This window comes from Streptomyces sp. NPDC028419, from assembly GCF_055565515.1.
On record NZ_JBVHUE010000031.1, the window covers coordinates 59,851 to 74,744 of the forward strand.

Annotated in this window: 9 protein-coding genes; 2 read left to right on the forward strand and 7 right to left on the reverse strand. The window is 73.0% G+C overall.

Annotated elements, in window-relative coordinates; all coding sequences use genetic code 11:
- Nucleotides 1-64 precede the first annotated feature (64 nt).
- Both ACZ4UB_RS30210 and ACZ4UB_RS30215 read left to right on the forward strand, forming a co-directional pair.
- Nucleotides 65-2,935: a bifunctional glycosyltransferase/CDP-glycerol:glycerophosphate glycerophosphotransferase gene (locus ACZ4UB_RS30210; protein WP_468074995.1), complete on the forward strand. Its 2,871-nt coding sequence runs from the start codon at nt 65-67 to the stop codon at nt 2,933-2,935.
- Complete coding sequence (locus ACZ4UB_RS30215) at nt 2,932-4,113, forward strand: glycosyltransferase (protein ID WP_468074997.1); 1,182 nt, start codon at nt 2,932-2,934, stop codon at nt 4,111-4,113. Before ACZ4UB_RS30210 ends, ACZ4UB_RS30215 begins: the two co-directional genes overlap by 4 nt.
- 74 nt (nt 4,114-4,187) lie before the next feature.
- On the opposite strand, the gene galE is transcribed toward ACZ4UB_RS30215, so the two are convergent.
- The 7 genes from galE to ACZ4UB_RS30250 all read right to left on the reverse strand — a co-directional run bounded on the left by galE (nt 4,188) and on the right by ACZ4UB_RS30250 (nt 14,557).
- On the reverse strand, nt 4,188-5,168 hold the full coding sequence (galE, locus tag ACZ4UB_RS30220; protein ID WP_468074999.1) for a UDP-glucose 4-epimerase GalE: 981 nt from the start codon (nt 5,166-5,168) through the stop codon (nt 4,188-4,190).
- Nucleotides 5,169-5,184: 16 nt separating this feature from the next.
- Nucleotides 5,185-6,804, reverse strand: coding sequence for a glycosyltransferase family 2 protein (locus tag ACZ4UB_RS30225; protein ID WP_468075001.1), 1,620 nt, complete (start codon nt 6,802-6,804; stop codon nt 5,185-5,187).
- A gap of 124 nt (nt 6,805-6,928) precedes the next feature.
- Nucleotides 6,929-8,386, reverse strand: a complete 1,458-nt coding sequence (gene obgE, locus ACZ4UB_RS30230; protein WP_467956836.1) for a GTPase ObgE — start codon at nt 8,384-8,386, stop codon at nt 6,929-6,931.
- Between the two features lie 169 nt (nt 8,387-8,555).
- The gene (rpmA, locus tag ACZ4UB_RS30235) at nt 8,556-8,810 is read right to left on the reverse strand and encodes a 50S ribosomal protein L27 (protein WP_069920265.1); all 255 of its coding nucleotides are present in this window, start codon (nt 8,808-8,810) and stop codon (nt 8,556-8,558) included.
- Between the two features lie 13 nt (nt 8,811-8,823).
- Nucleotides 8,824-9,144, reverse strand: coding sequence for a 50S ribosomal protein L21 (gene rplU / locus ACZ4UB_RS30240; RefSeq protein WP_030384677.1), 321 nt, complete (start codon nt 9,142-9,144; stop codon nt 8,824-8,826).
- A 261-nt stretch (nt 9,145-9,405) separates the two neighbouring features.
- On the reverse strand, nt 9,406-13,530 hold the full coding sequence (locus tag ACZ4UB_RS30245) for an Rne/Rng family ribonuclease (RefSeq protein WP_468075004.1): 4,125 nt from the start codon (nt 13,528-13,530) through the stop codon (nt 9,406-9,408).
- Between the two features lie 235 nt (nt 13,531-13,765).
- Nucleotides 13,766-14,557, reverse strand: a complete 792-nt coding sequence (locus tag ACZ4UB_RS30250; protein WP_468075006.1) for a TIGR03936 family radical SAM-associated protein — start codon at nt 14,555-14,557, stop codon at nt 13,766-13,768.
- Nucleotides 14,558-14,894: the final 337 nt, after the last annotated feature.

The window sequence follows — 14,894 nt, forward strand, 5'->3', positions numbered from 1 at the left end:
AGCTTTGAACTGGTGGGGGTCCCTCCGGACGGAGTCCGGGGGCGGAAGGAACAACAAGATCGAGGTGCACGTGCCTGACGTCTCCGTGGTCGTCATCGTCTACAACGACGCAGAGCGTCTGCCGACAGCGGTGCGGTCGGTTCTGGACCAGACTCTGGCCGGAGTCGAAGTCGTGATCGTCGACGACTGCAGCAAGGACCGGTCCTTCGCGATCGCCCAGGAGCTGGAAGCGGCCCATCCGGGCCGGGTCCGCGCCTTCCGGCTGCCCGAGAACAGCGGCGGCTGCGGCGCACCGCGCAATCACGGCATCCAGCAGGCCACCGGCACCTACGTCATGTTCCTGGACAGCGACGACGTGCTGGAGCGCAATGCCTGCCGCAACATGCTCGACGCCGCCGAGCGGACCGGTTCCGACCTGGTCGCCGGCATGTGCGTCCGGGTCCACCTGGACAACCGGTTCGGCAAGACGACCGAGTGGTACCCCTGGATCTACTCCCGCACGCGGACGCTGGAGTCGATCACCGAGTACCCGGACCTGCTGGTCTACGACACCCTCTCGACGAACAAGTGCTACCGCCGCGCGTTCCTGCTGGAACAGGGGCTGGAGTTCCCGGTCGGGATCCACTACGAGGACCTGCTCTTCTCGGCCCAGGCCTACGTCGCGGCCAGCCGGATCACGCTGATCCCCAACCAGGTCTACTTCTGGAACGTGGTCGAGAAGGCCGCCGACAAGTCGATCAGCAACCGGCGCCACGAGATCGCGAACTTCGTCCACCGGATGGAGATCCACCGCCGCGTCGACGAGCTGCTCGCCAGCAAGGGCCACGACCAGATCAAGTCCGCCAAGGACGCCAAGTTCCTCAAGCACGACCTCGTGCTGCACCTGCGTGACCTGCGGCTGCTGGACGACGACTACCGCCAGGAGTTCGCCCGCCTGGCCAACGGCTACCTGGCGGGCATCGACCCGGTCGCCTACGAGCACGTCACCGCGCTCCAGGCGATCTGCGCGTACCTGCTCGGCCAGGAGGACTGGGAGAACCTGCTCTCGGCCGCCGACTCCATGACCAACAAGGGGCGGCTGTCCTCCCCGCTCGCCGAGCGCGACGGGCGCGTCTACTGGTGCGCCGAGCACCTCGACGACGCCGAGGCCCGCCGGATACTGGACGTCACCGACCAGGGCTTCCACACCACCGCGCTGACCGCGCTGGCCCTGGGCAACCGGCTCACCTCCTACGAGGACGACGGCCGCGGCACGGTCACCATGTCGGGCGCCGTCGTGAACCCGCTCGGCCGGATCGGGCCCGACGCGGAGCTGAGCGCCGAGCTGGAGTTCCGCGCCCGGCGGCAGATCGGGGTGCGGTCCTTCCGCTTCCCGGTGGCAACCGTGCGCCACGCCGGTGACACGATCGAGTGGACCGCGACGGCCGACATCGGCTCGACCGTGCGCCCGCTCGGCATCATCGACGCCGTCTGGGACGTCCGGCTCAAGCTGAAGGCCGGCGGCGACCGCCTCTCCACCCGGGTCTCGGTCGGCGACGTCGACCTGGAATCGGCGACCAAGCTGCGCGTGCGCCCCCGGCTGACCCGACTGGTCTCCGACCGCTTCGAGCCGGAGATCACCAAGAAGGGCAACCTCTCCTACGTCCTGACCGCGGAGGGCGCCGCCGCCGTCCGCACCCAGAACCTGATCAACAACGCCATGCACGGCAAGGCGGCCGGAGTGGTCAAGCGCGGACTGCGCAAGGCCCTGCGGGCCCGCCGGAACATCGGTTCCGGCGAGCAGAAGGTGAAGCTCTACCACGAGGTCTTCTCGAAGCTGCCGATCAAGAAGGGCACGGTCGTCTTCGAGAGCCACATGGGCAAGCAGTACAGCGACAGCCCCAAGGCGATCTACGAGGAGATGGTCCGCCAGGGCGTCGCCTTCGACGCGGTGTGGTCCTACGCGGGCGCCCGCCCCACGGGCTTCCCCAAGGAGGCCACCCTGGTCAAGCGCTGGAGCTGGCCCTACCTGCGGGCGCTGGCCCAGGCCGAGTACTGGATCGACAACCAGGGCTTCCCGCTCGCGCTCGCCAAGCGCCCCGGGACGACGTACATCCAGACCTGGCACGGCTCCGCCCTCAAGCGCATGGGCTTCCACGAGCCGCGCACCAAGGCGCAGGGACGCGCGGGGCAGGCCAAGTTCCAGAAGGCCGTGGACCGTTTCGACCACTTCCTGATCCGCTCCGAGCACGACGCCCGCACCCTCGCCAAGGGCTTCCGGCTGCGCGACGAGGTGCTGCTGCGCACCGGCTACCCGCGCAACGACGCCCTGGTCACGGCGCACCGCGCCGAGGCGGACAGCGGGGAGCGGGTGCGCGGTCCGCTCGCCGCGGAGCTGGGCATCGACCCGGCGAAGAAGGTGCTGCTGTACGCGCCGACCTTCCGGGCGAACGCGGACGGCGCGGTGGAGGGCTTCGCCTTCCCCTTCGACGTCGAGGAGTTCGCGGAGCGGCTCGGTGACCGCTTCACGCTGCTGGTGCGCACGCACTACCTCAACAGCGTCTCCCTGCCGCCGTCGGTGGCGGGCCGGGTGATCGACGTGTCCCGCAGGCACGACATCACCCCGCTGCTGGAGCTCGCCGACGGGCTGATCACGGACTACTCGTCCGTGATGTTCGACTACGCCGTCCTCGACCGGCCGATGGTGTTCTTCGCCTACGACTACGAGAAGTACACGACGGACATCCGCGGCACGTACTTCGACCTGAAGGAGAAGGCCCCGGGCCCGGTCGTGGCCACGGCGGACGAACTCCTGCAGGCGCTGGGCGCCTTCGAGGAGGCGGACGCCAAGTACGCGGAGTCCCGCGCCCGTTTCCTCGCCGAGTTCGGCGAGTACGACCGCGGGGACGCGGCCCGCCAGATCGTCGAGAAGTTCTTCACCAGGGGTGGCAAGTGAGCGAGCAGAGCGTCGAGTCGCCGCCGACCGACGGACGGGACGTCTTCATCGTCTCCAACAGCGTGGACGAGCTGGGCGGGGTGACCACCTGGTCGCACCAGATGGCCCGGCTCCTCACCGACCGCGGCCACCGGGTGCACGTCATCGGCATCGCCCCCGTGGCCGAGGAGATCCGCCAGGAGTTCCCGGCGGACCTGCCGTACGCCACGACCACCCTGTACGACGCCCACCCGCCCGCGGCCCGTCGGCTGCACGGCATCAAGGGGCGCCTCAACGCCCCCGAGCGGCGCCGCCAGGCGGTCCGCCGGGCCGGGATGCGGGCCAAGGCCGAGCAGCTGAGCGCGCTGTTCCGGGCGGCCCGCCCGGGCGCGGTCGTGATCGTCACCCAGGTCTGGGCGATGGAGTGGGTGGGGCTCAGCGACACCAAGGGGCTCAGCCTCATCGGGATGAGCCACGAGTCCTACGAGGCCAGCCACAAGTCCACCCGCGCGGCCCGGGTCCGGCGCCACTACCGGGATGTGGACCGGCTGTTGGTGCTGACCCCCGAGGACGCCGACCTCTGGATCCGCTCCGGCATGCAGAACGTCTCCAGCATGCCGAACCCGCTGCCCTTCATGCCGGACTCCCCCGCTCCGCGCACCGAGAAGGTCGTCGCCTGCGTGGGTCGCCTCGCCGACGAGAAGGGCGTCGACCTGCTCCTCGACGCCTGGGCGGACGCCGTCCCGCAGCATCCCGACTGGACCCTGCGGATCTACGGCGCGGGCGTCGACGCGGACATGCTGCGCGAGCGCTGCACTTCGCTCGGCCTGGACGATTCGGTCGAGTGGATGGGCAGCACGAACGACGTGCTGGGCGCCCTGCGCGGGGCATCGGTGTTCGCCCAGGCCTCCCGGGCCGAGGGGTTCCCGATCACCCTGCTGGAGGCGATGGCGGCGGGCGTGCCCTGCGCGGCCTTCGACTGCGCGCCGGGCGTGCGGGCGATCGTCACCCACGGGGAGGACGGGCTGCTCGCGCGGCTCGGCAACACCATGGAACTGGCCGGCCACCTGCGGTCGTTGATGGCGGACAAGGAGCTGCGCGACCGGATGGGCGACGCCGCCTTCCACAGCGTGCGCCGCTACTCCAGTGCCGAGATCACCGACCGGTGGGAGAAGCTGTTCGCGTTCCTGGAGCGCTGACCGGTCCGCCGTACGAAGGAGCCGCCCGCCCCGGTGCACCGGGGCGGGCGGCTCCTTTCGCGTGCCGGGCCCGCTCAGCCCTTGCGGTTGGCCTCCCAGCCCGCCCACGCCGAGGTGATCATCTCGCGCACGTCGCGGCGGGCCTTCCAGCCCAGCTCCGCCCCGATCCGCTCGGCCGAGGCCACGACCTTCGCCGGGTCGCCGGGGCGGCGCGGGGTGACGACGGGCGCGATGTCGTGCCCGGTGTTCTCGTTCAGCAGCTCGACCATCTCCCGTACGGAGACGCCCTCGCCGCGCCCGATGTTGACGGTGAGGTCCTGGTACTCGCCCCGCGCGGCCCACTCGGCGAGCTTGCGCGCGGCCGCGAGGTGGGCCTCGGCCAGGTCCTCGACGTGGATGTAGTCGCGGATGCAGGTGCCGTCCGGGGTCGCGTAGTCGTCGCCGAAGATCCGGGCGCCCTCACCGGCGTCGTAGCGCTCGAAGACCATCGGGACCAGGTTGTACACGCCGGTGTCGGCGAGTTCGGGGGTGGCCGCGCCCGCCACGTTGAAGTAGCGCAGGCAGGCGGTGGAGATGCCGTGGGCCTTGCCGGCCGCGCGGACCAGCCACTCTCCGGCCAGCTTGGTCTCGCCGTACGGGCTCAGCGGCGCGCACGGGGTCTCCTCGGTGACCAGGTCCACGTCCGGCATGCCGTACACGGAGGCCGAGGAGGAGAAGAGGACGTTGCGGATCCCGGCGGCGGCGACGGCCTCCAGCAGGACCGTGAGGCCCTGGACGTTCTCGTGGTAGTAGTACAGCGGCTTCTCGACGGACTCGCCGACCTGCTTCTTGCCCGCCAGGTGCACCACGCCGGTGATGTCGTACTGCTGGAAGGTCTCGTCGAGGACGAGCCGGTCCAGGACGGAGCCGATCACCAGGGGAACGCCCTCCGGGACGCGGTCGGCGTTGCCCGTGGACAGGTCGTCCAGGACGACGACCCGCTCACCGGCGAGCAGCATCGCGCGGACGACGTGTGCGCCGATGTAACCGGCGCCTCCGGTGATCAGAAACGTCATGCGTATCTCCCGAGCTCTAGCGTGACCGGCGGCCCGGACGGGCGCGGTCGAGGCGGTTGCGTACGAAGGTGGCGGCGCCCTCCGCGCCGGGTGCGAGCCGCAGCGCGAGCGATCCGGCGGCCGTGCGGTAGGGCTGCGTCAGCAGAACACCGTACCGGCCGCTGAGCAGCGCGCGGCGCCGCAGCAGGTCGCCCACGGGGCGCAGGGAGGTGAGCAGGGAGCTGCCGTCGGCGCACTCCACGCTCACCCGGACGTCCCACGCCTGGATCCCGCGCAGGCCGCGGCGGCGGCCGCTCGCGGCCAGGGCCGCGAGCCGGAAGGGCAGCTCCGCGCGCCAGCCGTCCGCGCCGTCGGGGCGCAGTTCGGCGGCCGGGACCACGACCGGTTCGCCGCCCGCGCGCGGGACGAACCACAGCTGCGCGGTGCGGGGCGACGCCTCGGCGAGGCGCCCGTACAGGTCGTGGACACGGAGGGAAAGACGCGACCCGCCGGCGGCCGGTTCCGCGTCGACGGTCACGGGGAGTTCGGCGACGGGCAGCTCGGCCAGCCCGTCGAGGACCGCGGGGGTCTCCTCGCTCCACACCGGGGCGCCGTCGCCGTCGCGGGCGTACGGCGGCAGCAGCCGGGGCGGCTCGGCGGCGAAGCGGGTCAGGCGCCGCACGTCGGCGGGCGGCTCCGGGGCGGCCCGCAGGACGCGCACGATCCAGCGGGCCCGGGCCGCGGCCGCCTCGATCGCGGCTCCGTCGAATCCGGCGACGTAGTCCCGGGTCAGGGTCCACCAGGCGGCCCGGTAGTCGGGGTCGGTGCCCAGCTCCCGCAGGTACATCCGCAGGTCGTACTCCAGGAACTTGACCTGGCAGGCGAGGCCGAGGGCCGGGTCCGCCGCGGTCAGGACCGCGGCGGCGGCGCGGTGGGCCTCGACGCGCGACGCCCAGTTCCCCACGTCCTTGCGGTCCAGCGAGATGGACACCCGCGCGGCGGCCCGGCGCACGTGCCAGACGTAGACCAGCTCGGGGACGACCGCGATGCGGGGGGCGGCGGCCAGCACGCGGGCGGTGAAGACGAAGTCCTCGTAGACGAAGCGGCCGTCGGGGAAGCGGATCCCGTGCTCGTCGAGGAAGGACCGCTCGTAGAGCTTGTTGACGCACAGGGTGTCGCGGACCAGGTCGGGCCGGTCCGCGGGGCGCTCGATGACCTCGCCGGGGGTGTGCAGCCCGGGCATCCAGGGCACGTCGTGGCCCTGCGGCAGCTCGCGCCGCACGCACCCGCCGACGGTGACGGGCGCGCGGTGCTCCTCGGCGCCCCGCACCAGGGCCTCGGCGGCCCCCGGGGGCAGTACGTCGTCGCTGTCGAGGAAGAGGACGTACGGCTGGGACGCGAGCGCGATCCCGTCGTTGCGGGGCGTGCCGCAGCCGCCGCTGTTCCGCGTGCGGTGCACGACCTTCAGTCGTGGATGGACGGCGGCCAGCTCGTCCAGCACCTTACCGGTGCCGTCGCCGGACGCGTCGTCGACCGCGATGACCTCGCCCACGACGGGCCCTTGGGCCAGGGCCGAGGCCACGGCCTCGCCCACGAGCGCGGCGTCGTTGTAGGCGATCACCACGACGCTGACGCGGGGAGTGTTGCTGCTGCTCACCCCAGGATCCTATGGGACGTGCGGGGAGGGGTGACCGGTACCGGTCCACTCCGTACGAAAGCCCCCGCAAAGGTCCCGGAGGGGATCTTCGCGGGGGCTGCCGTCAGAGGCGGGCCGCCGGGTGTCAGCCGCCGGTCTGGTTCTGGCGGAACTCGTCGTACTCCTGCTGCGCCACGTCGCCTCGCTCGGCCTCGCGGTCGCGGCGGCGGGTCGCCGCCGGGCGCGGGGCCTCCAGGCGGTGGTCCTCGCCACGACGGCCCAGCATCTCGGCGCCGGCCATCATGGTCGGCTCCCAGTCGAAGACGACCGAGTTCGCGTCGGAACCGATCGCGACGCCGTCACCGGCGCGGGCGCCGGCCTTGCGCAGCGCGTCCTCGACGCCGAGGCGGTTGAGGCGGTCGGCGAGGTAGCCGACGGCCTCGTCGTTGTTGAAGTCGGTCTGGCGGACCCAGCGCTCGGGCTTCTCGCCGCGGACGTTGTAGACGTCCTCGACCTCGTCGTAGGTGATCGTGAAGCCGGAGTCGTCCACGGCCTTCGGGCGGATGACGACGCGGGTCGCCTCTTCCTTGGGCTTGCGGGCGCGGGCCTTGGCGATGACCTCGGCCAGGAAGTACGACAGCTCCTTGAGGCCCGTGCGGGCGACCGCGGAGACCTCGAAGACCTTGTAGCCGCGGGCCTCCAGGTCCGGGCGGACCATGTCGGCGAGTTCCTGGCCATCCGGGATGTCGATCTTGTTCAGGACGACGAGGCGCGGGCGCTTCTCCAGGCCGCCGCCGTAGAGCTTGAGCTCGTTCTCGATGGCGTCGAGGTCGGCGAGCGGGTCGCGGTCGACCTCCAGCGTGGCGGTGTCCAGCACGTGCACGAGGATCGAGCAGCGCTCGACGTGGCGCAGGAACTCCAGGCCGAGGCCGCGGCCCTGGCTGGCGCCCGGGATCAGGCCCGGGACGTCGGCGATCGTGTAGACCGTCGAGCCCGCGGTGACCACGCCGAGGTTGGGGACCAGGGTGGTGAAGGGGTAGTCGGCGATCTTCGGCTTGGCCGCGGAGAGCACCGAGATGAGCGAGGACTTGCCCGCGCTCGGGAAGCCGACGAGCGCCACGTCGGCGACGGTCTTCAGCTCCAGGATGACGTCGCCACCGGTGCCGGGGACGCCGAGCAGGGCGAAGCCGGGGGCCTTGCGCCGGGCGGAGGACAGCGCGGCGTTGCCGAGGCCGCCGCGACCGCCTTCGGCCGCGACGTAGGTGGTGCCCTGGCCGACGAGGTCGGCGAGGACGTTGCCCTCCTTGTCGAGGACGACGGTGCCGTCCGGGACCGGCAGGATCAGGTCCTGGCCGTCCTTGCCGGAGCGGTTGTCGCCGGCGCCGGGCTGCCCGTTGGTGGCCTTGCGGTGGGGGCTGTGGTGGTAGTCCAGCAGGGTGGTGACCGCCTGCTCCACCACCAGGATCACGTCGCCGCCACGGCCGCCGTTGCCGCCGTCGGGGCCGCCGAGCGGCTTGAACTTCTCCCGGTGAACGGAGGCGCAGCCGTGGCCCCCGTTACCCGCGGCGACGTGCAGCTCGACGCGGTCCACGAAGGTGGTCATGGGTGTTCCTCCAGATACATACGGGAATGTCCCGGGCAGGCCTTGCTGCCCATTAAACGTGTCTATGTGACAACGCGCCGAGGGCGGACCTCTCTTCCCGGCTTCCGCCGGGAAGAGTTGAGATCCGCCCTCGGGGTGTTACGAACGCTTCAGATCAGCAGGAGCTGGATCAGGCGGCCGGAACGATGTTGACGACCTTGCGGCCGCGGTGGGTGCCGAACTCGACGGCACCGGCCTGCAGCGCGAACAGCGTGTCGTCGCCGCCACGGCCGACGCCCGCGCCGGGGTGGAAGTGCGTGCCGCGCTGGCGGACGAGGATCTCACCAGCGGAAACGACCTGACCGCCGAAGCGCTTCACGCCGAGCCGCTGGGCATTGGAGTCGCGCCCGTTCCGGGTGGAAGATGCGCCCTTCTTGTGTGCCATGTCTCAGTCCCTCTTACTTCGCAGCCGCGGGGATACCGGTGACCTTGATCGCCGTGTACTGCTGACGGTGACCCTGGCGACGGCGGTAGCCGGTCTTGTTCTTGTACCGCAGGATGTCGATCTTGGCGCCCTTGTGGTGATCCACAATCTCGGCCGTGACCTTGATGCCGGCCAGGACCCACGGGTCGCTGGTAACGGCTTCGCCGTCGACGACGAGCAGGGTCGAGAGCTCGACCGTGTCGCCAACCTTGGCAGTGGAAATCTTGTCAACCTCAACGATGTCGCCGACAGCAACCTTGTGCTGGCGACCACCGCTGCGCACGATGGCGTACACGCGGATCTCTCTCTCACTCGGGGCGGATGCTCCTGAAGCCAGCCGCTCAGACGGGCCGGGGCCCGTACAGATCCGGATTGGACGAGCGGCCTCTCCCGGTGCGGCGCATGCGCGCACGCGACGGGAGGGAGGTGCTCAGGAGCGCGGCGCGTCCTGAGACACGCCGACGGTCTAGGTTACGGGGCCCCCGTTCGGGGGTCAAACCGGGCCCCGCACGGCCGTGGGCCCCGCCGGACGGCGGGGCCCACGGACCGGTGTGGATCAGGCTTCGGTGGCCGGAGCCGAGACGGACGGGAGCGTCTGCTGCTCCGCCGCCGCGGTCTTCTTCGTCGCCGCCTTCTTCACGGTCTTCTTCGCGGTCGCCTTCTTCGCGACCGTCTTCTTGGCAGCCGTCGCCGTGGTCTTCTTGGCGGCGGTCGCCTTCTTGGCCGGGGCCTTCTTGGCGGCCGTCTTGCGGACCGCCTTCTTGGCCGGAGCGGGCGCCTCGACCTCGGCCTCGGCCGGAGCCTTGGCCTCGGTCTCCACGACGGGCTCGGCGACCGGGGCTTCGGCGGCCGGGGCCTCCTCCGCCGCGGTGGCGACCACGACGATCGCGGCGTCCGCCGAACCGGCCGGAGAACCGGCGGGCGCGGTGGCCTTGCGGGTCGCCCGACGGCGCGGGCGCGCCGGGGCGGCGTCCGCCACGGCTTCGGCGACCGGCTCGGCGACCGGCTCCGGCGCGGGGGCCTCCTGGACGGCCTCGGCCGTCTTGGGGGCGCCCACCGGGGCGGTGGCCTTGCGGGTGGCGCGGCGGCGCGTACGGCCCTGCGGAGCGGCCTCCTCGACCGGCTCGGCGACGACCTCGGCGACCGCGGCGGCCGGGGCCACCGGCTCCGCCTCGACGACGACCGGCGGGGCGACCGGCTCGGCGACCGGCTCGGCGACCGGCTCGGCGACGACCTCGGCCACGGGGGCCGGTGCCGGGGCCGGAGCGGCCTGGACCGGAGCCCGGTCGGACCGGTCCGCGCCGCGCGGGGCGCCCGCCGGAGCGGTCGCCTTGCGGGTGGCGCGGCGACGGTTGCGGCGGCCGCTGATGCCCGCCGCGGCCTCGGCCTCGCCCGGGCTGCTGTACAGCTCCTCGTCGGGGACGAAGGCGGGCTCCGGCAGGGCGCGCGGCGCGGCGACCTCGGCCGCCAGCTCCGCCTCGGTCTCCACCTGCTCCGCGTCGGCGTCGGCGTCGGTGTCGACGTCGGCGTGCGCGTCGCCGTACTGCTCGTGGTCGTGCTCGTGCTCGCCGGCGCGGCCCGCACGCTTCTTGGCGCGCTTGCCGTTGCCACCGCCGCCGATGGCCGTCGGCTGCTCCATGTGCACGATCACGCCGCGCCCGTTGCAGTGGACGCAGGTCTCGGAGAAGGACTCCAGCAGGCCCTGGCCCACCCGCTTGCGGGTCATCTGCACGAGGCCGAGCGAGGTGACCTCGGCGACCTGGTGCTTCGTGCGGTCACGGCCCAGGCACTCCAGCATGCGCCGCAGGACCAGGTCCCGGTTGGACTCCAGGACCATGTCGATGAAGTCGATGACGACGATGCCGCCGAGGTCGCGCAGCCGCAGCTGGCGCACGATCTCCTCGGCCGCCTCCAGGTTGTTCCTGGTGACGGTCTCTTCGAGGTTGCCGCCCTGACCGGTGAACTTGCCGGTGTTGACGTCGATGACGATCATCGCTTCGGTCTTGTCGATCACCAGGGAGCCGCCGGAGGGCAGCCACACCTTGCGGTCGAGCGCCTTGGCGAGCTGCTCGTCGATCCGGTACGTCGCGAAGACGTCGACCTCGGAGGTCCAGCGCGAGAGCCGGTCGGAGAGGTCCGGGGCCACGTGGTTCACGTAGCCGTGGATGGTCTCCCAGGCGCTGTCACCGCTGACGATGACCTTCGAGAAGTCCTCGTTGAAGATGTCGCGGACGACGCGGACGGTCATGTCCGGCTCGCCGTACAGGAGGCTCGGCGAAGAGGTCGAGATCATCTTCGACTTCTTCTGGATGTCCTCCCACTGGGCCTGCAGGCGCTCGACGTCGCGACGCAGCTCGTCCTCGCTCGCACCCTCGGCCGCCGTGCGCACGATGACGCCCGCGTCCTCGGGGACGATCTTCTTGAGGATGGTCTTCAGGCGCGCGCGCTCGGTGTCGGGCAGCTTGCGGCTGATCCCGGTCATCGAGCCCTCGGGCACGTAGACGAGGTAGCGGCCGGGCAGCGAGACCTGGCTGGTCAGGCGGGCGCCCTTGTGGCCGATCGGGTCCTTGGTGACCTGCACCAGGACCGACTGGCCGGACTTGAGGGCGGCCTCGATGCGGCGCGGGCCGTTGGCCATGCCCAGCGCTTCGAAGTTGACCTCGCCGGCGTACAGGACCGCGTTGCGGCCCTTGCCGATGTCGATGAACGCGGCCTCCATCGACGGCAGCACGTTCTGGACCTTGCCCAGGTAGACGTTGCCGACGTACGAGGTGGCTTCTTCCTTGTTGACGTAGTGCTCGACGAGCACGTTGTCCTCGAGGACGCCGATCTGGGTGCGCTCGCCGCTCTGGCGGACGACCATCACGCGCTCGACGGCCTCGCGGCGGGCCAGGAACTCGGCCTCGGTGATGATCGGGACGCGGCGGCGGCCCTGCTCGCGGCCTTCGCGGCGGCGCTGCTTCTTGGCCTCCAGGCGGGTCGAGCCCTTGATGGACTGGACCTCGTCGGAGGAGGTGGACTCGCTGCGCTCGCGGGCCGGGCGGGGCTCGCGGACCTTGACGACCGTACGGACGCCCTCGTCGTCGGCGGCTTCGCCCTCGGCACCGGAGTCACCGCTGCGACGGCGGCGGCGACGGCGGCGACGGCTGGAGCTGGAGCCGGCCGGCCCGTTCTCGTCGTCGTCCTCGGAGCCGGCGTCCTCGGACCCGGCGTCCTCGTCGGCCTCCTGCTCGGCAGCGGCCTCCTCGCCCTCCTCGGACTCCTCCTCGGCGGACTCGTCGAGGTCGGCGGACTCGCCGCGGCGGCGGCGACGGCCACCCCGGCGGCGGCGGCGCGACGGGCGGTCGCCCGACTCGTCGTCCTCGTCGACCTCCAGCTCCGCGGCCTCGGCCTCCTCGTCCAGCACGGACTCGACGGAGAGCGGGGCGTCGGCCTGCGGCGCGGGCACGTGGGCGGGCTCGGCGGCCTGCTCGGGGGCCACGGCGCCACCGCGGCGGCGACGGCGACGGCCGGCGGCGGGCGCGGCGGGGGCCGGCGCGGGGGCGACGACCTCGGCCTCGAACTCGAACTCTTCCTCTTCTTCGTCGACCTCGTCGGCGACGCGCGCGGCGGCGGCGGCGGCGGCCATCGCGGCGGTCTCGGGGGTCTGGAACATCGGCTCGGCGAAGACCGGCGCCTGGAAGACGGCGACGGCCGGACGCGCGGCGCGGCGGCCGCGCGGCTCGGCGGCCGGTGCGGCCGCGGGCTGCGGGGCGGCGGCCGGTGCGGCGGCGCGGGTGGCGCGGCGGCGCGGCGCGCGGCCCTTCGGGGAGTCCACGGCGTCGGCGACCGTCACGGCGGCCTTGGCCGCGGGCTCCTTGGGCTCCTCGACCGGCTCGGCGGCCTGCGGGGCCTCGACCGGGGCGGCCGGGGCCGCGACGGCGCGGGTGGCGCGACGACGGGCACGCGGCGCGGGAGCGGCGTCCTCGACCGGCTCGGCGACGGGGGCGGCGACCGGCTCGGCGGCCGGGGCCTCCACGACCACCGCGGCGGCGGGCTCGGCGACCGGAGCGGCGACGGCGCGGGTGGCGCGACGACGGGCACGGGGTGCGGGAGCGGCGTCCTCGACGGGCGCGGCGACCGGCTCGGCGGCCGGGGTCTCCACGACCACCGCGGCGGCGGGCTCGGCGACCGGGGCCGTGGCCGCGCGGGTGGCGCGACGACGGGCACGGGGTGCGGGGGCGGCGTCCTCGACGGGCGCGGCGACCGGCTCGGCGGCGGGCGCGGCGGCCTCGACCGGAGCGGCCTCGGCGGCCTCGGCGACCGGAGCGGCCACGGCGCGGGTGGCACGACGACGGGCACGCGGCGCGGGGGCGGCGTCCTCGACCGGTGCGGCGACCGGCTCGGCGGCGGGCGCGGCGGCCTCGACCGGAGCGGCCTCGACGGCCTCGGCGACCGGAGCGGCCACGGCGCGGGTGGCACGACGACGGGCACGCGGCGCGGGAGCGGCGTCCTCGACGGGCGCGGCGACCGGCTCGGCGGCCGGGGCCGGGGCGGCCTCCGGGGTCTCGGCGGTCACGACGGCGCCGGGCGGACCGGCCGGCCGCGATGCGGCGCGGCGCCGCCTGCGCGGCGGCAGGTTGTCGCTGGGGCTGTTGCCCTCGGCGGTGTTGTCGTTGGCGGTGTTCTCGTTGTTGAGCATGTGCGGGGTTCTCCCGTCGCGCTCCCGGGCGCCGCGGCTGACATCCGGTCCGGCACGGCTCCGCGCGATGAACGCGGAACCGGCCTCCGGGGCGCGTGCGCCACACGGGAGCTCTAGTCCAAGGCCGCCGGTTCCGTACGTGTTTGTCCGTACGGCCTGGCGGAAGTCTTCAGGTCTTTGCGCTGCCCGACCCAGGTGGATCCCGGATGCCAGGGTGGCGCGGCAACGACGGTCCTTACGCGGCGGGACCTTCCGGCGCCTTCGCGTCGGCTGCTACGGCAGCCGTGGGTGTGGCTGCCGTGACGGCCTCGCGGTCGGGCGCGAGCGGGTCGGTCACCGTGCCGGACTCCTCGTCGAAGAGCCCCTGCGCCAGCCTGGTCACCGCTGCGGGGACCGGCGGCGCCAGGTCGGCCACAGCTCGGAGACCGGACAGGACGTCGTCGGGTCGAACGGCAGGTGTCAGATGCCGAACAACCAGCCGCAGTATCGCACAAGCACTGTCCAGCGGCCTATCAGCCGGAACGGCCGAGGTCGCGACCAGGTCGAGGCTGACGACGGCGCCGCGCGTGTCGAAGGTGCGCATGCCGTTCTTCGTACGGCGCTGGACCTCGACGGTCTCGGCGGCGAGGAAGAGGGCCACGGCCCGCTCGGCCTCGGCGGGGTCCGTGCCGTCCAGGCGCAGTTCCCAGATCGAGGCGGTGAGCCGGTCCGCGAGGCCCGAGGTGCGGGCTTCGACGGCGTCGACGATGTCGAGGCCGGCCGGCATCGACTCGTCGAGCAGGGCGCGCAGCGTCTGCGGGTCGCGGGGTGCGGCGAGGGCGATCTCCAGGTACTCGGCCTCACTGCCGGTCCCGGTGGGGGCCGCGTTCGCGTACGAGACCCTGGGGTGCGGGGTGAAGCCGGCCGAGTAGGCCATCGGAACCTCGGCGCGGCGCAGGGCCCGCTCGAAGGCTCGCTGGAAGTCGCGGTGGCTGGTGAACCGGAGGCGGCCGCGCTTGGTGTAGCGCAGTCGGATGCGCTGTACCACCGGTGCGGGAGGGGGGCCTTCGGGCTGTCGCTTGCCCAGTGGTTCTTCTCCTTGTGCGGGGCGGGCGCTCTCGCGCACCGCCCGAGGTCTGTGGGGCCGTCCGGCCGTGCCCGCTACTCCGGCTCACCCCCGCTGGTGCGGGGAGATCTCGGGTGCGGGCGCGTCGCCGTCAGCTGTCGTACTACCCACAGTACGCGCCCGTGACCTCGCCGGTTGCACAGGAGGAGGAGCCCCGGTCGATCGAACCCCGGTGGCTCCCCCGCTGGACGAGCACTTCCTGGAGTGCGAGTGCCCCCCGCCGAATCCCGGCGGGGGGCACATCGCGCGGCGGTGGTCG